This window comes from Streptomyces sp. NPDC030183 (assembly GCF_055573455.1).
Genome location: NZ_JBVIBK010000030.1, coordinates 80,728 through 99,310, shown reverse-complemented (window position 1 = coordinate 99,310; position 18,583 = coordinate 80,728). Strand labels below are relative to the sequence as shown.

At 73.8% G+C, this 18,583-nt stretch carries 17 protein-coding genes; 11 read left to right on the top strand and 6 right to left on the bottom strand.

From position 1 onward, the window contains the following. Window positions 1-108: 108 nt before the first annotated feature. On the bottom strand, window positions 109-675 hold the full coding sequence (locus tag ACZ4Z2_RS31010) for a TetR/AcrR family transcriptional regulator (protein ID WP_468080524.1): 567 nt from the start codon (window positions 673-675) through the stop codon (window positions 109-111). A gap of 87 nt (window positions 676-762) precedes the next feature. Here ACZ4Z2_RS31010 and ACZ4Z2_RS31005 point away from each other — a divergent pair, with 87 nt between their 5' ends. From ACZ4Z2_RS31005 to ACZ4Z2_RS30995, 3 genes are all read left to right on the top strand, one after another. Continuing rightward, window positions 763-2,217 (top strand): MFS transporter, encoded by a 1,455-nt coding sequence (locus tag ACZ4Z2_RS31005; RefSeq protein ID WP_468080522.1) that lies wholly within the window; start codon window positions 763-765, stop codon window positions 2,215-2,217. A gap of 56 nt (window positions 2,218-2,273) precedes the next feature. Further along, entirely contained in the window at window positions 2,274-3,485 is a 1,212-nt protein-coding gene (locus ACZ4Z2_RS31000; protein WP_468080520.1) for an FAD-dependent monooxygenase, read from the top strand. 81 nt (window positions 3,486-3,566) lie between these two features. Continuing rightward, the gene (locus ACZ4Z2_RS30995; RefSeq protein ID WP_468080518.1) at window positions 3,567-4,511 is read left to right on the top strand and encodes a universal stress protein; all 945 of its coding nucleotides are present in this window, start codon (window positions 3,567-3,569) and stop codon (window positions 4,509-4,511) included. A gap of 58 nt (window positions 4,512-4,569) precedes the next feature. Here the strand turns inward: ACZ4Z2_RS30995 and ACZ4Z2_RS30990 are convergent, their stop codons facing one another. After that, window positions 4,570-4,977, bottom strand: a complete 408-nt coding sequence (locus tag ACZ4Z2_RS30990) for a CoA-binding protein (protein ID WP_468080517.1) — start codon at window positions 4,975-4,977, stop codon at window positions 4,570-4,572. A gap of 167 nt (window positions 4,978-5,144) precedes the next feature. Here ACZ4Z2_RS30990 and ACZ4Z2_RS30985 point away from each other — a divergent pair, with 167 nt between their 5' ends. From ACZ4Z2_RS30985 to ACZ4Z2_RS30965, 5 genes are all read left to right on the top strand, one after another. Beyond that, window positions 5,145-5,831: a hypothetical protein gene (locus ACZ4Z2_RS30985; RefSeq protein WP_468080515.1), complete on the top strand. Its 687-nt coding sequence runs from the start codon at window positions 5,145-5,147 to the stop codon at window positions 5,829-5,831. Then, a complete protein-coding gene (locus ACZ4Z2_RS30980; RefSeq protein WP_468080514.1) occupies window positions 5,828-6,370 on the top strand; it encodes a SixA phosphatase family protein in 543 nt (180 codons plus the stop codon). Before ACZ4Z2_RS30985 ends, ACZ4Z2_RS30980 begins: the two co-directional genes overlap by 4 nt. 69 nt (window positions 6,371-6,439) lie before the next feature. Then, a complete protein-coding gene (locus ACZ4Z2_RS30975) occupies window positions 6,440-7,066 on the top strand; it encodes a YigZ family protein (RefSeq protein ID WP_468080513.1) in 627 nt (208 codons plus the stop codon). Window positions 7,067-7,288: 222 nt separating this feature from the next. Beyond that, a complete protein-coding gene (locus ACZ4Z2_RS30970) occupies window positions 7,289-8,452 on the top strand; it encodes an exonuclease SbcCD subunit D (protein ID WP_468080512.1) in 1,164 nt (387 codons plus the stop codon). Next, the gene (locus ACZ4Z2_RS30965; RefSeq protein ID WP_468080511.1) at window positions 8,449-11,445 is read left to right on the top strand and encodes an AAA family ATPase; all 2,997 of its coding nucleotides are present in this window, start codon (window positions 8,449-8,451) and stop codon (window positions 11,443-11,445) included. Before ACZ4Z2_RS30970 ends, ACZ4Z2_RS30965 begins: the two co-directional genes overlap by 4 nt. Window positions 11,446-11,502: 57 nt before the next feature. Here the strand turns inward: ACZ4Z2_RS30965 and ACZ4Z2_RS30960 are convergent, their stop codons facing one another. Next, window positions 11,503-11,958 carry an Lrp/AsnC family transcriptional regulator gene (locus tag ACZ4Z2_RS30960; RefSeq protein WP_468080510.1) on the bottom strand — a complete coding sequence of 152 codons (456 nt, stop codon included), beginning with the start codon at window positions 11,956-11,958 and terminating at the stop codon, window positions 11,503-11,505. Between the two features lie 159 nt (window positions 11,959-12,117). Here ACZ4Z2_RS30960 and ACZ4Z2_RS30955 point away from each other — a divergent pair, with 159 nt between their 5' ends. Further along, window positions 12,118-12,597, top strand: coding sequence for a rhodanese-like domain-containing protein (locus tag ACZ4Z2_RS30955; protein ID WP_468080508.1), 480 nt, complete (start codon window positions 12,118-12,120; stop codon window positions 12,595-12,597). 65 nt (window positions 12,598-12,662) lie between these two features. Then, a complete protein-coding gene (locus ACZ4Z2_RS30950; protein WP_468080507.1) occupies window positions 12,663-13,226 on the top strand; it encodes an Imm21 family immunity protein in 564 nt (187 codons plus the stop codon). Window positions 13,227-13,311: 85 nt separating this feature from the next. Here ACZ4Z2_RS30950 and ACZ4Z2_RS30945 read toward each other — a convergent pair whose 3' ends face one another. Together ACZ4Z2_RS30945 and ACZ4Z2_RS30940 are read right to left on the bottom strand one after the other, a co-directional pair. Continuing rightward, on the bottom strand, window positions 13,312-15,003 hold the full coding sequence (locus ACZ4Z2_RS30945) for a DUF885 domain-containing protein (protein WP_468080506.1): 1,692 nt from the start codon (window positions 15,001-15,003) through the stop codon (window positions 13,312-13,314). Between the two features lie 116 nt (window positions 15,004-15,119). After that, window positions 15,120-15,611: an Lrp/AsnC family transcriptional regulator gene (locus ACZ4Z2_RS30940; protein ID WP_468080505.1), complete on the bottom strand. Its 492-nt coding sequence runs from the start codon at window positions 15,609-15,611 to the stop codon at window positions 15,120-15,122. Between the two features lie 60 nt (window positions 15,612-15,671). Here ACZ4Z2_RS30940 and ACZ4Z2_RS30935 point away from each other — a divergent pair, with 60 nt between their 5' ends. Beyond that, window positions 15,672-16,916, top strand: coding sequence for a trans-sulfuration enzyme family protein (locus ACZ4Z2_RS30935; RefSeq protein WP_468080503.1), 1,245 nt, complete (start codon window positions 15,672-15,674; stop codon window positions 16,914-16,916). Between the two features lie 140 nt (window positions 16,917-17,056). On the opposite strand, the gene ACZ4Z2_RS30930 is transcribed toward ACZ4Z2_RS30935, so the two are convergent. After that, complete coding sequence (locus ACZ4Z2_RS30930; protein WP_468080502.1) at window positions 17,057-18,484, bottom strand: GNAT family N-acetyltransferase; 1,428 nt, start codon at window positions 18,482-18,484, stop codon at window positions 17,057-17,059. Window positions 18,485-18,583 lie beyond the last annotated feature (99 nt).

Genomic DNA, 18,583 nt, shown 5'->3' with positions numbered 1-18,583 from the left:
CCGACCCGAGTACGTCCAGTACACGGGTCAGGGCCCGGCACGCCGAGAGCACGCACCTGACGCCGCGGGGCCGCCCTTCGGGCGACGGCGGGAATCTGACGACAGGGCCTAGCGGACCAGCGGGAGGAAGATCGTGTCGACGATCTCCTCGATCGCCTCGGGCGGGACCGGGCGCAGCGTCATCATGGTCTCGCCCCGCAGCAGGTCGAAGGGGAGCGACGCGATCCGCGGTGTGAGCCTGGCCGGATCGATCTCGCCGCGCCCGACGGCGCGCTCCATGATCTCGTCACGTCCGGAGCGGCGTCCGGCGAGGAACATCTCGCGCAACTCGGCGAAGCCGGTGCCGGTCTCGGCGAAGTAGCCGGTGAGCACGAGGCTCAGTTGGACGAGGAACGGCCCCTGTTTCTCACTCAGCTCGGTGAGGGTGGCGATCAGGTCGCCGCGCAGGGACCCGGTGTCGGCCGGAGTGATCTGCTGGAGGGCGTTGCGGCGTACGACCGCCGCCTCGACCAGTTGCTGCTTGTCCGCCCAGCGCCGGTAGAGCACCGGTTTGCTGGTGCCGGCCCGTCGGGCGACGGAGTCGACGGTCAGGTGGGTGTACCCCCGCTCGCTCAACTCGTCCCAGGCCGCTTCGAGGATCGCCGCCTCGAGTGCTTCACCGCGCCGTCTTCCCACAACTCCCCTTAGAAACTTTGACGTTTCTTATCCGCGTACTCTACTCTCCCAAATAAGAAACCATGGCGTATCTAAATGGGGGTGGGTGTGAGCACCGGAAGCACACACGCGGAACCGCACACGGGATGGAACGGGCGGCTCATGGGCGTGGTGGCCGTCCTGGTCCTGGTGAACTTCGTCGTCGACTCGGCCATCACCGCGCCACTGCTCGTCCTCCCGGCCCTGCTCGACCACTTCGACACCGGCCAGGCGGCGTGGCTCAACGCCACCGCGATGCTGGCGGGGGTGCTGTGGGCGCCCCTGCTCGGCAAGAGCGCCGACGTCTACGGCAGGCGCAGAGTGCTCGTGCTGACGTTATGCCTGAGCTGCGCGGGCGCCGTCCTGTGCGCGGCGGCGCCGAGCCTGTGGGTGTTCGTGCCGGGCCGCATGCTGCAAGGAGCGGCTCTCGCCACCGTGTTCCTCTCCGTCGCCATCGTCCGGGGGATCTGCGCACCCCGCATCGCGATGATCATCGTCGGCATCGTGACCTCCGGTTCCGCCGTGCTCAACATCGCCTCCCGTTTCCTCATCGAGGAACTGGTCGCCGAGTCCGGCTTCCGGTTCCTGTTCCTCCTGTCGGCCTTCGGTGCGGCGCTGATGGCGATCTGTGTGCGCCTCGTCCTTCCCGAGTCCCCGACCGGGACACCGGGCAGGATCGACGTCGGCGGTGCCCTCCTCCTCGGCGGAGGACTCGCCGGGGTGCTCGGCTACGTCAGTCTGGGCTCGGAACTCGGCTGGCTCGCGGCCGGACCGCCGGCTCTCCTCGTCGCCGGCGTCGCCGCACTGGCCAGGTGGTTCCTGGTCTCCAGCCGGAAGCCCGACCCCCTGATCGACGTGCGGGACCTCAGCGGGCCGCTGGTGCTCACGCTCCTCGTCGTCTTCCTGGCGGCCGGTTCGTACCAGAGCATGCTGCAGCTCATCCCGCTCATCGGTGACGTCTCAGCCGGTCAGGGACTGGGATACGGACTGGCCGGCCAGGGGTCCGTGGCGCTGCTGCTCGCGGCGCCGGGAGTCGGCGTCACCGTCGGCGGTCCGGGGTCCGGATGGCTTGCCGCACGCATCGGACCGGCCCCGACGCTGGCCGGGGCGGTGATGCTCGGCACCGCGGTGACCACGGGCATGTTCCTCGGGGCGTCCCGGCTTCTCGTCGCGCTGGGCTGCGGATTCCTGCTGGGCGTCACGGTGGGGGCGCTCGGCACGTCCGGCTTCAACCTGGCGGGAAGCCTGGCCCCCGCCGAGCGGCAGGGCATCGTGTCCAGCCTCGTCATGGTCATGGTCTCGATCGGGTCGGTGGTGCTGGACTTCGTGGGCGCAGCCGTGCTCAGGTCGACCGCCGTCGTCGTCGACGGCGGGACGACGAACTCGGCCGCGGGCGTGTTCGGTTGTGTCGCGATCGCCTCCGGAGCCTTCGCGATCGCCGGGGTGCTGGCCGTGGTGCTCGTACGGAGCACACGCCGCGGCAGCCTCGCCCCGCCGCCGGCGGTCTCCTCGCCCGTCGGGTGACCCGCCCCGTCCGAGTAGGCCCCCGCATGTCTCATCCATGACCGAGGAGTCGGCGAATGCACAGAGGAAGCGCGTCCAAGGGCACGGTTCTGGTTTCCGGCGCGAGCGTCGCCGGTCAGACGGTGGCGTTCTGGATGGCCCGCGCCGGGTTCTCGGTGACCTTGGTGGAGAAGTCCGCCGGACCGCGGGGCGGTGGGTACCCGATCGACGTGCGGGGGACCGCGGTGGAGGTGGCCCGCCGGATGGGGATCCTGCCGCGGCTCCGGGAAGCACATGTCGACTCGCGCCGGTTGACCTTCCTCCACGCCGACGGGAGTGAGGCGGCGATGGTGCACCCGCAGGCGGTGGCCGGCGGTATCGAGGGACGTGATGTCGAGCTGCCTCGCGGCGTCCTGACGGACGTCCTCCACGAAGTCGTCCGGGACGAAGCGGAGTTCCTCCTCGACGACTCCATCGATGCGCTCACGCAGCACGAGCGCGGCGTCGACGTCACCTTCCGCAGCGGTCTCGAGCGCGGCTTCGACCTGGTCCTGGGCGCGGACGGGCTGCACTCCCACACCCGGAAGCTGGTGTTCGGCCCCGAGCGGCGGTTCCACCGTTATCTGGGGTACTGCTTCGTCCTGTTCACCATGCCGAACACCTATGGGCTCTCCCATGAAGTGCTCATCTGGAACACCCCGGGAAGGGCCGCGGCGCTCTACGCGGTCGGAGACAGCCCGGAGCTGCACGCGCTCCTCACCTTCGCGGAGCCCGAACCACCGCTCGCGATCCTCCGCGACCCCGAGGCGCGAGGCGCCCTCGTCGCCGCCGCCTTCGCCGGCCACGGATGGGAGATCCCGGCCCTGGTCGCCGCCCTGCGCGACGCGAGCGATCCGTTCTTCGACACCGTCAGCCAAGTCCGCATGCCGCGCTGGTCCAACGGCCGGGTCGCGCTCGTCGGCGACGCCGCCTACGCACCGTCGTTCCTGACCGGGCAGGGTTCCAGCCTCGCCCTCGTCGGCGCCTACATGCTCGCCCGCTCGCTCGCGGCTCGGCGCGACCACACCGCCGCCTTCGCCGCCTACGAGGGGGACACCCGCGGATTCGTCGAACTGAACCAGGCGAAGATCGGTGAAGGCGACGCGGCGCTCTTCCCCGCCACCGCCGAAGCCCTTGACATGCGCAACAACAGACTTCGCGGCCTGACCGCCCTGCCCCCGGCGACCGGGCACCCGGCCCACACGGCCCTCACCCTGCCCGAGGACTCGGCCTCGCCGGCCTGCCGGTAATCCAATGCCGGGATCCCTGTGTGCGGCCGGGCCGCCTTGCCGCGATCCTGGAGGCAGACCTCGACGTCAGGAGGTGCGCCCATGCCCCGCACCGTCACCGTGGGCTTCGACGGTTCCCGTGAGAGCCGCGCCGCCGTCGAGTGGGCGGCCCGTGAGGCCCGGCTGCGCGCCCTGCCGCTGCTCCTGGTCAACGTCTGGGAACCGGTGCCCGAGCCGATGGGACGGTCCCCGATGCTGGGTCCCTCGGCCCAGCAGGGCTGGGCCGAACACGGGGTGACGTCGGCGGGCCCCGGGCCCCGGCGGATCCTGAGCGAGGCCGCCGACGGGGTCCGGTCGCGTCACCCGGCCCTCGACGTGACCCTGGAGCAGCTGACGGGCCGGGCGACGGAGGAGCTCCAGAAGGCGGCCGCGGACGCGGCACTGCTGGTCCTCGGCTCGCACGGGCGCGGCGGAGTCGCGGGCTTCCTCCTCGGGTCCGTCGGGCAGCACGTCGTCGCGCACACACGGTGCCCGGTCGTCCTCGTCCGGGCCGCAGAGCGGGCCGCCGACGAACACACACCGGATCCGGCCGGTGCCCCGTCCGCCGGGACGCCGTTCCTGCCCGTCGTCCTCGGACTGCACACCGCGCACCCGGACGAGACCCTGCTCCGGTTCGCCTTCGAGGCCGCCGCACTGCGGAACACGGCGCTCCGGGTCATCCACGACCCGGACCCCCGGTCCTCGGCCGGGCCCGGACCGCGGGCCACCGCCACGCCGGACGCGGGGGCCGATGCCGGGGACGCCCCCGGGCCGGCCGGCACACTGTCCTCCTGGCGGCGGGAGTTCCCCGCCGTCGCGGTGGTCGAGGAGTCACGGCCCGGCCCCGGCAAGGCGGCGGACCACCTCGTCGAGGCGTCCCGCGAGGCGTCGTTGGTGGTCGTCGGCCGCCGGGTGCGCCATTCCCCGCTCGGCGCCCACATCGGTCCCGTCACCCACGCGGTGCTGCACCACGCGGCGGCCCCGGTGGCGGTCGTCGCACATGCCTGAGCGGCCCCCGGACGTGAGCCGGACGGGGCACCGGGGCAGCCGAGCCGCCCCGCGGAGGTCAGCCCAGCCGAGGGATCTCGATGGCGGGGCAGCGGTCCATGACCATGTCGAGCCCGGCGGCGCGCGTGCGGTCGTACGCCGCCTCGTCGACGACACCCAACTGGAACCAGACGGCCCGGGCGCCGATCCGCACGGCCTCGTCGGCGACCGGACCGGCCAGATCGCTGTTGACGAAGACGTCGACGACGTCCACCGGGAAGGGGATGTCCGCGAGTGAGGCGTACCCCTGCTCGCCGTGGACGGTCTCGGCCTTCGGGTGCACCGGGACGACCCGCTTGCCGTAGCGCCGGAGGACCTCGGCGACGCCGTACGCGGCGCGGCCGCGGTTGGTGGACAGGCCCACGACGGCCCAGGTGTCGCCCAGTTCCGTCAGCATCTTGCGGATCGTGGCGGCGTCGCCGTACATGTCCCGTCTCCTCATCTCCGTACCAGAGCGCCCGGTGCGGGCTCCCTGGGCAACAGCGGAGCGAACCCGGTGATTCCCCCGCCGGGAAAGCGGGGGAGCGGGGGCGGGGGCAGCGGAATGTCGTGGTGCGCACTGCGTTCCGCCGCTCGCGCGCCTACGCTCACTTCGTGCTGCGTATCACCGACGCCCGGACCGGCGAGCCCGCCGACGTCCGCAGGGCGCTCACCCGGGTTCACGTCCACGCGCCGAGCGACGACACCTCGGGCCTGCGGGTGCTGCTGGTCGCCGATGTCCTCGCGCGTGCGCTGGACATGGGCGGCGTCCCCGTCCTGCTGGTCGCCGACCCGCCCCCCGCGCTGCGCGGCCGCGCCGACGACCTGGGTGTCCGGCCGACGGAGGCCGCCGGGGCGGGCGGCGGGCGGCAGGTGCTGCGGGTGGCCGGCACCGGAGAGACGGACGGCGACGCCGTCGGCGTCGAGGTCGCCCCGGTCACCGGGCCGGAGGCACCGGCCGCGTCGGGCACCGCCCTGCGGCTCGCCCTGCTCGGCCGGCCCCGGCGGACCCCGGTCGTCCTGGACGGCCCCGCCCTGGCCGAGGCGGAGGCGACCCTCGGCGGCTGGCGCGCGGCGGTGGCCGGCTGGGCCACCCGCCCGTCGAAGCCGATCCCGGACCCCATCCGGCAGGCCCTGCGCGCCGCCTGGGAGGACGACCTGGACGTGCCCGCCGTGCTCGACGTCCTGCGGGCCGTGGAACGGGCCGACGACGTGCCCGACGGAGCGCGGTTCGAGACGTTCGCCTACGCGGACCGGCTCCTCGGGCTGGAGCTGACCCGGGAGATCGGAGCCTCGGCATGAACGGGCGGGGAGCGGGACCGCTGCGCAGACTCGTCGTCCTGCGGCACGCAAAGTCGGCCTGGCCGGTGGGCGTGCCCGACCACGAACGGCCCCTGGCGCCGCGTGGCCGCCGTGACGCCCCCGCCGCCGGGCGGGCCCTCGCCGAGGCGGACTGCCTGCCCGACCTCGCCGTGTGCTCCACGGCCGTACGGGCCACCCAGACCTGGGAGGCGGTCGCCGCCCAGTGGGGGACACCACCACCCGTACGGCTCGAACCACGCGTGTACGCCGCCGACGCGGCGGAACTGCTGGACGTCGTGCACGAGGTCCCGGACGGGGTCAGGACCTTGCTGCTGGTGGGCCACAACCCGGGCCTGGAGGAGCTGGTGCTGGACCTGGCCGGCGACGCGCTCGACGACGCCCTGGACACCGTGCGCGCCAAGTTCCCGACCTCCGCCGTGGCGGTCCTCGCCTGGCACGGCGACACCTGGGCCGCCCTCACGCCGGGGACGGCACTCCTGACGGACCTGATCGTGGCGCGCGGCCGCAAGAAGGACTGACCGGGTCCCGCCGTCAGCCGCCCCGTCGTCCCCGTCGGGAGGCCCTTGGCCACGGATTAGGCTGGCCGGATGCAGGACGAGTACCGCACCGTCGCCCGGGCCGGTGTGCACGAGACCGAGGTCAACCGCTCACGCTTCCTGTGCGCCCTCGCCCCGGCCGGCACCGAGCGGGAGGCCCAGGAGTTCATCGCGGCCGTCCGCAAGGAGCACGCCGACGCCACACACAACTGCTACGCGTACGTCATCGGCGCCGACGCCGCCGTGCAGAAGGCGAGCGACGACGGGGAACCCGGCGGCACCGCGGGCGTCCCCATGCTGCAGATGCTCATGCGGCGTGACATGCGTTACGTCGTCGCCGTCGTCACCCGGTACTACGGCGGCGTCAAACTCGGCGCGGGCGGCCTCATCAGGGCGTACGGCGGCGCCGTGGGCGAGGCGCTGGACGCGCTCGGCACCCTCACCCGCCGCCGCTTCCGCATCGCCACGGTCACCGTCGACCACCAGCGCGCCGGCAAGGTGCAGAACGACCTGCGGGCGACGGGGCGCGAGGTCCGGGACGTCCGCTACGGAGAGGCCGTCACCATCGAGATCGGGCTGCCCGACGCCGACGTGCCCGCCTTCCGCGCCTGGCTCGCCGACACCACCGCGGGCACGGCCGGCTTCGAACTCGGCGGGGAGACGTACGGCGACGCGTGACGGACGGGGCCGGGCTGTGTGACGTGCGCCTCGGTCATTTTTCCCAATCCGGCGGTTTTCTAGGTGAAATGTCGGCCCCGAGGCGTGCACCGGTGACCTTGCCGGACCGTGCCTGACCAGGTGCCGACAGGTATTAGCGTGGTCGGTGCGGCGGCGCGGTACGGGCCGGTCGTGGCGGGTCCAGGGAGGGATGAGGGGAAACATGCGGGTCGGAGTGGCGTCTTGAGGATTCTGCACACCTCCGACTGGCATCTCGGCCGGTCGTTCCACCGTGTCAGCATGCTCGGCGCGCAGGCCGAGTTCATCGGCCACCTCGTCACGACCGTGCGGGAGCGCGACGTGGACGCGGTGGTCGTCTCCGGCGACGTGTACGACCGGGCCGTGCCCCCGCTGGCCGCCGTCGAGCTCTACGACGACGCCCTGCACCGCCTCGCCGAGCTGGACGTCCCCACCGTGATGATCTCCGGCAACCACGACTCGGCGCGCCGGCTCGGCGTGGGCGCCGGGCTCATGGGCCGTGCCGGCATCCACCTGTGCACCGACGCCTCCGCGGCCGGCACGCCGGTCATCCTCACCGACGCCCACGGCGACGTCGCCTTCTACGGGCTGCCCTACCTGGAACCCGCCCTGGTGAAGGACGAGTTCGCGGTCGACAGGCCGGGACACGAGGCGGTGCTCGCCGCCGCCATGGACCGCGTCCGCTCCGACCTGGCCACCCGCGCGCCGGGCACCCGGTCCGTGGTCCTCGCGCACGCCTTCGTCACGGGCGGCGCGCCCAGCGACAGCGAGCGGGACATCTCCGTCGGCGGGGTCTCCTCCGTGCCCGCCGGGGTCTTCGACGGCGTCGACTACGTCGCCCTCGGCCATCTGCACGGCAGCCAGACCCTGACCGAACGGGTGCGCTACTCGGGATCCCCGCTGCCGTACTCCTTCTCGGAGGCCGACCACCGCAAGAGCATGTGGCTGGTCGACCTCGGTGCCGACGGTTCGATCGACGCCGAGCGCGTCGACTGCCCGGTACCGCGCCGACTCGCCCGCGTCCGGGGCCGGTTGGACGACCTGCTCGCCGACCCCGGGCTCGCCCCGCACGAGGACGCGTGGGTCGAGGCCACGCTCACCGACCCGGTGCGGCCCGCCGAGCCCATGGCCAGGCTCTGCGCCCGATTCCCGCACACCCTCAGCCTCGTCTTCGACCCGGAACGCGCCCCCGACGACCCGGACGTCTCCTACGCACGGCGTCTCGCGGGCCGCGACGACCAGCAGATCGCGGAGGACTTCGTGGCCCATGTGCGCGGCACCGGACCCGACGCGCGCGAACAGGCCGTGCTCAGGGACGCCTTCGACGCCGTTCGGGCCGACGAGACCCTCCGGGAGACCGCCCGATGAGACTGCACCGGCTCGACATCACCGCCTTCGGCCCCTTCGGCGGCACCCAGAGCGTCGACTTCGACGACCTTTCGTCCGCCGGACTCTTCCTGCTGCACGGCCCGACCGGCGCCGGGAAGACCTCCGTCCTGGACGCCGTCTGCTACGCGCTGTACGGCTCGGTGCCCGGCGCCCGCCAGAGCGGCCAGGGCATGACCCTGCGCAGCGACCACGCCGACCCGTCGACCCGTACCGAGGTCCGCCTCGAACTGACCGTCGCCGGACGCCGGCTGGAGCTCACCCGACAGCCGCCCTGGGAGCGCCCCAAGAAGGGGAGGAGGCAGGGGACGACGGTCGACAAGGCACAGAGCCGGCTGCGGGAGTACGACGCCGCCGGGGGCTCCTGGAAGGACCTCAGCAGGTCGCACCAGGAGATCGGCGAGGAGATCACCCAGATCCTGGGGATGAGCCGGGAGCAGTTCTGCCAGGTCGTGCTGTTGCCGCAGGGCGACTTCGCCCGGTTCCTGCGGGCCGACGCCGAGGCCCGTGGCCGGCTGCTCGGGCGGCTGTTCGACACCCAGCGGTTCGCCGCGGTCGAGAAGCGCCTCGCCGACCGGCGCCGGGCCACCGAGGCACAGGTGCGCGAGGGCGACACCGACCTGCTCGCGGACGCCCACCGGATGCAGCAGGCCGCCGGGGGCGATCTCGCACCGCCCCAGCTCGCGCCCGGCGACCCGGGACTCGCGGAAGCCGTCCTCGGCTGGGCCGCTGTCGCCCGCAGCACCGCCCGGGAGCGGCTCACCATCGCCCACTGCGCGCGGACGGCGGCGGAGTCGGCGCACGCCACCGCCGAGCGGGAACTGGACGACGTACGCGAAGTGGCGCGGCTCCAGCGGCGGTTCGCCGAGGCACAGGAGCGGGCCGCGGCGCTCCAGGAGCGGGCCGACGCCCACCGGGCGGACCGCGAACGCATGGAACGGGCCCGCAAGGCCGAGGCCGTGGCACCGGCGCTGGAGCTGCGCGACGAGGCCGAGGCCGAGCACCGGCGGGCGAGCGCCGACGAGGCACGCACGCGTGCCGCCCTGCCCGCGGACCACGCCGACGCCGGTGCCGCCGGGCTCGCGGCCGCCGCCCGGAAGGCGTCCGAGGAGCTGGGCGGACTGGAGTCGGCCCGCCGCGCCGAGCGGAAGCTGGCCGACCTCCTCGCCGAGCGCGCGGAACTCGACAGCGAGGAGCGCGCCGACGAGGACGTCCTCCAGGACGCCGAGGGCTGGCTGGAGGAGTGGGAGACCGTACGGGCCGGGCTGCGGGCCAGGATCGAGGCCGCCCAGGAGGCCGCGACCCGGGCCGAGCAGCTCGCCGTCCAGCGCGAGCCCGCCGAGCGGCGGCTGCGGGCCGCCCGGGAGCGGGACCGGCTCGGGCGGGACACCGACGCGGCACGGGCGAGCGTGCTGCGGCTGTCCGAGCGCGCCGGGGACGCGCGCGCCCACTGGCTGGACCTCAAGGAACAGCGTCTGCAGGGCATCGCCGCCGAACTGGCCGCCGGACTCCTCGACGGCGAGCCGTGCGCCGTCTGCGGGGGCACCGAACACCCCGCGCCCGCCCGCAAGGTCGCCGGGCACGTCGGCCGGGAGGCGGAGGAAGCGGCGCTCACCGCGTTCCAGCGGGCCGACGAGGAGCGAGCCGAGGCCGAACAGCGTCTCGGGCTCCTCCAGCGGGCGCTGGCCGCCGCCGGCGCCGAGGCCGGTGACACCCCGACCGACCGGCTCGCCTCACTGGCCGAGGAGGTGGAGCGGGACTACGCGGAGGCCCGGCGCGGCGCCTCGGACCTGCATCCCGCCCGGGAGGCGCTGCTGCACGCGGAGCGGGAGCGCGACCGGCGGGCCGCCGCACAACAGCAGGCCGCGGTCCGCGCCGCGACCCGCACCACCCGCCGGGACACCCTGGAACGGGAACGGGCCGCCCTGGAGGCGGAGCTGGCGCAGGCCAGGGGCGACGCCGACAGCGTGGCCGAACGGGCCGCGCAACTGGAGCTGCGGGCCGCCCGGCTCGCCGAGGCCGCCGAGGCCGTGCGCGCCGCCGACGACACCGCGCAGCGGCTCAAGGACGCCGACGCGCGCCTCGCCGACGCCGCCTTCCGCGCCGGGTTCGACACCCCGCAGGAGGCCGCCGCGGCGATCCTCGACGACGCTGCCCACCGGGACCTCCAACGGCGCCTGGACGCCCGGCAGTCGGAGGAGGCGGCGGTGCGGGCCGTGCTCGCCGAGCCCGAGACCGCCGCCGCGGCCCGGCGTCCGCCCGCCGATGTCGCCGGCGCCGAGCGGGCCGCCGAGGCAGCCGCGCTGCGCCTCCAGCGGGCCGTGTCCGCGTGGGACGAGGCCGAGCGGCGCCGCGGCGAACTCGACCGGCTGTCCGCGCGGGCCGCCGCCTCCGTACGACGACTGGCACCGCTGCGCGAGGAGTACGACCGCGTCGCCCGCATGGCGGGCCTCGCCGCCGGCACCGCCGCCGACAACGAGCGCAAGATGCGGCTGGAGGCGTACGTCCTGGCCGCCCGCCTTGAACAGGTTGCTGCCGCCGCGACCGTACGGCTCCAGCGGATGTCGTCCGGCCGCTACACGCTCGTCCACTCCGACGACCGGTCCGGACGCGGGCGCAGCGGCCTCGGACTGCATGTCGTCGACGCGTGGACCGGCCGGGAGCGGGACACGGCCACGCTCTCCGGCGGCGAGACGTTCTTCGCGTCCCTCGCGCTCGCGCTGGGCCTCGCCGACGTCGTCACCGACGAGGCCGGCGGTGTACGCCTCGACACCCTCTTCATCGACGAGGGGTTCGGCAGCCTCGACGACCAGACCCTCGACGAGGTCCTCGACGTCCTCGACGCGCTCCGCGAACGGGACCGCAGCGTCGGCATCGTCAGCCATGTGGGGGATCTGCGTCGGCGCATCCACGCGCAGTTGGAGGTCGTGAAGGAGCGCTCGGGGTCGGTCGTGCGACAGCGGACCACGGCGTGACGGGTGACGGCGGACCACGGCGTGACGGGTGACGGCGCGGTCCGGTGACCCGGTGTGTCAGTGACCGAGCGGGCGCCGGGGGAGCGGTGAGGAGTACACGACGCTGGTGGTCACGGACCCCAGCGACCCGATCTTGCCCGACACCTCCTCCAGGTGGCGCATCGAACGGGCGGCGACCTTGATCACGAAGCAGTCGTCCCCCGTGACGTGATGCGCCTCCAGGATCTCGGGGGTGACGGCCACCAGGTCGTGGAACGGCTTGTAGTTGCCGTGGGGGTAGCGGAGGCGGACGAACGCGAGGATCGGCAGGCCCAGCCGCTCCGGGTCCACCACGGCCGCGTACCCCTGGATGACGCCCGCCTCCTCCAGCCGCCGCACCCGCTCGGTGACGGCGCTCGCCGACATCGACACGGCGCGCGCCAGGTCGGCGAAGCTCGCCCGTCCGTCGCGCTGGAGGACTTCGAGGATGCGCCAGTCGGTGGCGTCCGGGGTGTACGGGGAATTCGCGGTCATGGGGGAGGGATAGCAGGGGAATCCCCGGCCGGGCAAGGCTCGGACCGTGGAAGACCTCTTCAGGAAGGTGATCATCGACCGTAGATTTCTGGTCAGCGGGGCCGGGCAGCGGCCCCGTCGAGGAGCCGGCCGCAGTGCCGGGCAGAGAGAGGCGCCGAGATGACCACCACGACCGCCGTGAACCCCGTCCTGCGGGTCGCCCCCGCCGCCCCGGCCGAGGCCGCCGCCTACTTCCGCGCCGCTCTCGCCTTCCACGCCGACGTCTCCGACGTGGCCGCCGCCCTCACCGCCGACGGCGACCCCGGCTTCGTCGTCCTCGACTCCCGCTCGACCGCCTCCTGGGACCAGGGCCACATCCCCGGCGCGATCCATCTGCCCACCGCCCTCATCCCCGAGCAGGCCGAGCGGCTCCTCGACAGGTCCGTGCCGGTCGTCACCTACTGCTGGGGCCCCGGCTGCAACGGCGCGACCCGGGCCGCCCTCGCCCTCGCCGAACTCGGTTTCCAGGTCAAGGAGATGCTCGGCGGCTTCGAGTACTGGGTCCGCGAGGGCTTCGCGTTCGAGACCTGGGAGGGCCGCGAGCGGCGTGCGGCGGACCCGCTGACCGCGCCGGTGGACGCCGCGGACTGCGGCTGCTGACAGACTGTCAACACATGTGCGGTCCCGGTGAGTTGTGTGCAGACGTGAGCGTGTAGCTTCTGGGCATGGCTCGATGTGCGGATCCGGTGGTTGCCGATGTGGTGCGGTGGGTGGAGTCCAGCGGCGGACCGCTCATAGCCGTGCCGGAGGCGGTCCTGCCGTTCTGGGCGGGCGCCGACGGCGACGAGACGTCCTCCGACTACGACCGCGCCTGCGAGATCGACGGCCGCGCCGGGCTCCTGCCCGTCGGCGACACCCGCGCCCTGGTACTGGGCGACGAACCGGCCGCCACCGCGTACCTCCCCGAGCACGGCCTCTTCGTGCGCCGGCACGCGGCGGGCCCCGAGCACGGTCCGCTCGGTCCCGGGGGCGCGGGTGGCCCCGAGGACCCGCTCCTCGTCGAGGCGCCGGCCACTCTCGACTCCGCCGTCTGGGAGCCCGAGCTGGAGTGGCGTGTGCCGGGGCCGCTCGTCCTCTTCGACGCCGCCCGCCCCGGGCGCGCCGCCACCGCGGCCGACCATGTGCGCGTGGAGTTGGCGCCCGGACGGTACGGCATCAGCGCCGCGTACGTCCCGGCGGGGCCGTGGGCGGGGCTCCGTCTGGTGCGCGTCAGACCGTCGGCGGGCTGAACGGGGGCCGGCCGGGGCAGCGCTCGCCGGCCTTGCCCGGTGGTGTGGTCGGCCGGGCCCGGCGGGGCGGGCCCGGCACGCCGCATCACAGCTGGGACAGCTCGTCCACCAGGTCGTCCAGGCCCAGGGAGCCCTGGGAGAGAGCGGCCATGTGCCACGCCTTCGCGTCGAAGGCGTCCCCGCGCCGCTGCCGGGCCTTCTCGCGGCCGAGGAGCCAGGCGCGCTCGCCGAGCTTGTAGCCGATGGCCTGCCCGGGGATGGTCAGATAGCGCGTCAGCTCGCTCTCCACGAAGTCCGCCGGGCGGCTGCTGTGGGAGCCGAAGAACTCCTCGGCCAGCTCGGGCGTCCAGCGCTCGCCCGGGTGGAAGGGGGAGTCCGCCGGGATCTCCAGCTCCAGGTGCATACCGATGTCGACGATGACCCGGGCCGCGCGCATCATCTGCGCGTCGAGATAACCGAGCCGCTCCTCCGCGTCCTTGAGGAAGCCCAGCTCGTCCATGAGCCGCTCCGCGTACAGCGCCCAGCCCTCGGCGTTGGCGCTCACCCCGCCGATGGTGGCCTGGTAGCGCGAGAGGTCGTCCTTGACGTACACCCACTGCGCGAGCTGGAGGTGATGGCCGGGGACGCCCTCGTGGTACCAGGTGGACACCAGGTCGTACACCGGGAAGCGGGTCGCGCCCATCGTCGGCAGCCAGGTGCGGCCAGGACGGGAGAAGTCCTCGCTCGGCGCCGAGTAGTAGGGGGCGGCGGCGCCGCCGGGCGGCGCGATGCACGACTCGACCTTCTTCACCGGCTCGGCCAGGTCGAAGTGGGTGCCGTCGAGCGCCTCGATCGCCCCGTCCATCAGGGACTGGAGCCACTCGCGGACCTCGTCGACGCCCTCGATGTGCCGGCCGTGCTCGTCCAGGTGCGCCAGCGCCACCCAGGGCGTCGCGGCACCCGGAAGGATCTTCTCCGCCTCCTGCTTCATCTCGCCGAGCAGCCGGTGGAACTCCGACCAGCCGTACGCGTACGCCTCGTCGAGGTCCAGGTCCGCTCCCGTGAAATAGCGGGCCAGACGGGCGTACCGCTCACGGCCCACCGTGTTCGGGGCGCCCTCGATCGCCGGGGCGTACACGTCGCGCATCCAGTCGCGCAGCTCCACCACGGCCCGCGTCGCCCCGCGGGCCGCCTCGTCCAACTCGGCGCGCAGTGACTCGGGGCCGGCCGACACGAAGTCCTCGAACCAGCCGCGCCCCGCGCCGTCCGTGTCCGCCCACTCGGTGAGCTGCCCGATGAAGGTCGCGGTCGGCCGCGGAGCCGCGTACAGCTTGCGCTCCAGACCCAGGGCGAGGGACTCGCGGTACCCGGCGTACGCCGTCGGCACCGCGCGCAGCCGCTCCGCGATCGCCGCCCAGTCCTCCTCGGTCTCCGCCGGGGTGATGGTGAAGACCTCACGCACCTCGTGCGGCGGCGTCACCATGTTGCCGACCGCGCGGAGAGGCTCGTCGGCCTCGTGCACGGCGAGTTCGGCGGTGAGGCGCTCGCGCAGCAGGCGCGCGCACCGGCGTTCGATGTCGCTGTCCGCGCCCGGTCGCCGCTCCGCCTCGTCGAGCCGGGCGAGCGTCGTCCGGATCAGCTCCGCGCGGGCATCCAGACCGGCGGGCGAGGTGTCCGGCAGTCTGCTCGAACTCTCCTTCACACCGAGGTAGGTACCGGTCAGCGGGTCGAGGGCGATCAGGTCGTCGACATACGCGTCGGCGACCTCACGGGGCAGAGGACTCTTGGTCTCAGACATGCGGACAATCTTGGTACGCCGACCCGCCGCCGTCAGCTGCTTGACCGGGTGTTGAGCCTTACGGCGGCCGGATTCCGCTCAGGGCGCAGCACTCCGGCCCGGGTGACCCGTGCCGCTCAGGCCGTGGTTCGTTCGGCGTCCGGCGGCAGCAGGGGCCCGCACTCCCACTGCTGGAAGATCAACCTGGTCTCGACGCGTGCCACTTCGCGCCGGGACGTGAACTCGTCGAGGACCAGCCGCTGCAGGTCCGCCATGTCCGCGACAGCGACATGCACGAGATAGTCGTCCGGGCCCGTGAGGTGGTACACGGTCCGCGACTCGGGCAGCGCCCGGATCCGCTCCACGAACGGCCCCACCAGCTCCCGCCGGTGCGGTCTGACCTGGACCGACAGCAGCGCCTCCAGCCCCCGCCCGAGCTTGGCCGGATCGAGCCGCAGCTGGTGACCGAGGATCACTCCGCAGCGGCGCAGCCGCGCCACCCGGTCCAGACACGTCGACGGCGCGACCCCCACCTGGGCGGCGAGATCGCGGTAGGTCGCCCGTGCGTCGTTCTGCAACAGGCGCAGAAGGTGGAGGTCCACCGGATCCAGTACGACAGATTCGGCCATTGCTCGAACGTAGCACGGAGAACGCCCCGGCCGACCCGGCCGATGTTCACCCTGACGCCCATGAACTCAGCGAGCACGCACGCGTACGACCCCGCACGCACCACGCCGAGAGCGCTGGACACCGAGGCCGTGCACGCCGGCCGCGACGATCTCGCGCGCCAGGGCCTGCACGCCGCGCCCATCGACCTGTCCACGACCTACCCCTCGTACGACAGCCGCGGCGAGGCCGCCCGTATCGACGCGTTCGCCGTCGACGGCGCCGAACCCGAGGGCACCCCCGTCTACGGGCGGCTCGGCAACCCGACCGTCGCCCGCTTCGAGACCGCGCTCGCCCGCCTGGAGGGCACCGAGAGCGCGGTCGCCTTCGCCAGCGGCATGGCCGCGCTGAGCGCCGTACTCCTCGCCCGCGCCTCCATGGGGCTGCGCCATGTGGTCGCCGTACGGCCCCTCTACGGGTGCAGCGACCACCTCCTCACCGCCGGGCTGCTCGGCTCCGAGGTCACCTGGGTCGACCCGGCCGGTGTCGCGGACGCGCTGCGGCCCGACACCGGTCTGGTGCTGGTCGAGTCCCCGGCCAACCCCACCCTGGCCGAACTCGATCTGCGGGCCCTCGCCCACTCCTGCGGCTCGGTGCCGCTCCTCGCGGACAACACCTTCGCGACGCCGGTCCTCCAGCGGCCCGTCGAACAGGGCGCCCGGCTCGTCCTGCACAGCGCGACCAAGTATCTCGGCGGTCACGGGGACGTCATGGCCGGGGTCGTGGCCTGCGACGAGGAGTTCGCCGGGCGGCTGCGGCAGATACGCTTCGCGACCGGCGGCGTCCTCCACCCGCTCGCCGGCTACCTCCTCCTGCGCGGCCTCGCGACCCTCCCCGTACGCGTCCGGGCGGCTTCCGCGACCGCCGCGGAACTGGTCCGCCGGCTCTCCGCCGACCCCCGCGTGGCCCGGGTCCACTACCCCCGGATCGGCGGCGCCATGATCGCCTTCGAGGTCCAGGGCGACCCCCACGACGTCATCGCGGGCGTCCGGCTGATCACCCCCGCCGTCAGCCTCGGCAGCGTGGACACGCTGATCCAGCACCCCGCCTCCATCAGCCACCGCATCGTGGACGAGACCGACCGCCGGGGCGCCGGGGTGAGCGACCGCCTGCTGCGCATGTCGGTGGGCCTGGAGGACGTGGACGACCTGTGGGCCGACCTGGACGGGGCGTTGGGCGGCGGCGCCGCCGCCACGACGTCCACCAAGGGCGGCGTCGCCGACGCGGAAAGGCCGCCCGTGGGCCTGGGATCGACGCCCGGCCGCTGACCGGCCCTCGTCCCCGGGTGAGGCCGAGTGTGATCCTCGTGCCCGGGTGAGGCCGAGTGTGATCACCCGACAGCGGAGCGCGGGAGCCCCGTCACCGGCTCCCGCGCCGTGGTCATCGCCCTCCTTGCCGTCGAGGCAGGTCAACGCCTCCTCGGGGGCCCCTCCGCGCTCTCGGCCCGCTGCGCCGTCACGGCGTCCAGACGGGCCGTGATCACCAGCGTCCCTTCCTCGACCTGGTAGTCGAGCGGCAGATCCAGCGCCCGCATCGCCGCGACCATGCCGGTGTTGGACGACTGGGTCACGACGTATACATTCGCGCAGCCGGCCTCGCCCGCCATGGCCACCAGCCTGCGGAGCAGCTCGCTGCCGATGCCGCGCCGCTGCCAGTCGTCCTCGACGAGCAGCGCGATCTCCGTCTCGTCGCCGTCCCAGAGCAGGTGGCCGAGGCCCACGAGGCGGCCCGAGGCGGTCTGCGCGGCGAGCGTCCGCCCGAAACTGGGGCTCAGCAGATGCTTGAGGTACCGGTCCGCGTCACCGACCGGCCCGTGGTACCGCATGCTCAACGTCCGCGCCGAGCACCGCTCGTGCATGGCCTTCGCCGCACGCAGGTCCCCGGCGTCGGCACGGCGCACCATGATGTCGTTGCCCTCGGGCAGCGTCAGCACGTCCTGGCTGCGCGGGATCCGCGGCCCGAGTCGCGCGTCCAGCTCCACCAGGGCCCGCGCCCGCGCGAACTCCGTCGGGGTGAACGGCAGATACGGCCGCTCCACCGTGATCACCCCGCCCTCCGGCGCCCGCAGCCGCATCACCGTGTCCTCCAGGGCCCCCTCGACGGGGGCGCTCTGCTGGGCCCGGCCCGAGCCGGGGGCGGTGGCGGGCAGCGAACGGATGGTGCAGCGGCCGAGCAGCTGCCGCAGCGCCAGCGGCAGCTCCGCGGCGTCCAGCGCCGTACGCGTCGCCAGGCCGAGCACCCGCGTCGGCGCGTCCACCAGATCATGGGTGTCGCCGCGCTCGATCCAGGTCTCGGTGCCTCCCGCGTCGGACACCGACCGGTTGATCTCCGCGGCGGACAGCACCTCGGGCGCCCGCAGCAGGAACTCGTCGACGGTCCCCTCGGCCAGCGGATGCGTCTGCAGGCTGAGGATGTCGACCCCGCGGTCCGCCAACGCCGTGCACAGCGCCGCCAGCGAGCCCGGTGCGTCCTTCACCGTCGTCCGCATCCGCCACAGCACCGTGGCCCCCGCCAGGGCCCCGGCGCCCGCCTCGCCCCGACCAGCGTGCCCGGCCTGCCCGGCCTGCCGCTCCGCGGGGAGCGACGGCCGGGCGTCGGTATCGCTCGTGGGCGGCGCGTGACCGTGGCGTCGTGTCCACCGTGCGTGGCATCCGACGGCGACCAGCAGAACGGCCGCCGGGACGGCGAACAGCACCGCGCCGCCGGGGTGTTGGGCGCCCGGGCCGGTCACCGCCTCGACCGCCGCCACCGCCGCGAGGAGCGCGGCGAGGCCGACCACGGCCCGCCGCCAGTGGCGCACCGGGCGACCGTTCCGCGCCCGCGTCACATCAGACATGTCTGGAGTCATGTGCCCACTGTGAAGGAAGGGTGTTGCGTGATCACGAACGCTTTGTGACTGGCCGGTAAAAGCAGCGTTCCGTACCTTTTGTTGCAG

What these genes read in the sequence shown, in the direction of transcription:
- ACZ4Z2_RS30930 (WP_468080502.1), bottom strand. Translation starts at nt 18,484, where the DNA reads ATGTCTGATGTGACGCGGGCGCGGAACGGTCGCCCGGTGCGCCACTGG.
- ACZ4Z2_RS30945 (WP_468080506.1), bottom strand. Translation starts at nt 15,003, where the DNA reads ATGTCTGAGACCAAGAGTCCTCTGCCCCGTGAGGTCGCCGACGCGTAT.
- ACZ4Z2_RS30980 (WP_468080514.1), top strand. Translation starts at nt 5,828, where the DNA reads ATGAACGGGCGGGGAGCGGGACCGCTGCGCAGACTCGTCGTCCTGCGG.
- ACZ4Z2_RS30990 (WP_468080517.1), bottom strand. Translation starts at nt 4,977, where the DNA reads ATGTACGGCGACGCCGCCACGATCCGCAAGATGCTGACGGAACTGGGC.
- ACZ4Z2_RS30950 (WP_468080507.1), top strand. Translation starts at nt 12,663, where the DNA reads ATGGCTCGATGTGCGGATCCGGTGGTTGCCGATGTGGTGCGGTGGGTG.
- ACZ4Z2_RS30935 (WP_468080503.1), top strand. Translation starts at nt 15,672, where the DNA reads ATGAACTCAGCGAGCACGCACGCGTACGACCCCGCACGCACCACGCCG.
- ACZ4Z2_RS30960 (WP_468080510.1), bottom strand. Translation starts at nt 11,958, where the DNA reads ATGACCGCGAATTCCCCGTACACCCCGGACGCCACCGACTGGCGCATC.
- ACZ4Z2_RS30975 (WP_468080513.1), top strand. Translation starts at nt 6,440, where the DNA reads ATGCAGGACGAGTACCGCACCGTCGCCCGGGCCGGTGTGCACGAGACC.
- ACZ4Z2_RS30995 (WP_468080518.1), top strand. Translation starts at nt 3,567, where the DNA reads ATGCCCCGCACCGTCACCGTGGGCTTCGACGGTTCCCGTGAGAGCCGC.
- ACZ4Z2_RS30965 (WP_468080511.1), top strand. Translation starts at nt 8,449, where the DNA reads ATGAGACTGCACCGGCTCGACATCACCGCCTTCGGCCCCTTCGGCGGC.
- ACZ4Z2_RS30940 (WP_468080505.1), bottom strand. Translation starts at nt 15,611, where the DNA reads ATGGCCGAATCTGTCGTACTGGATCCGGTGGACCTCCACCTTCTGCGC.
- ACZ4Z2_RS30955 (WP_468080508.1), top strand. Translation starts at nt 12,118, where the DNA reads ATGACCACCACGACCGCCGTGAACCCCGTCCTGCGGGTCGCCCCCGCC.
- ACZ4Z2_RS31000 (WP_468080520.1), top strand. Translation starts at nt 2,274, where the DNA reads ATGCACAGAGGAAGCGCGTCCAAGGGCACGGTTCTGGTTTCCGGCGCG.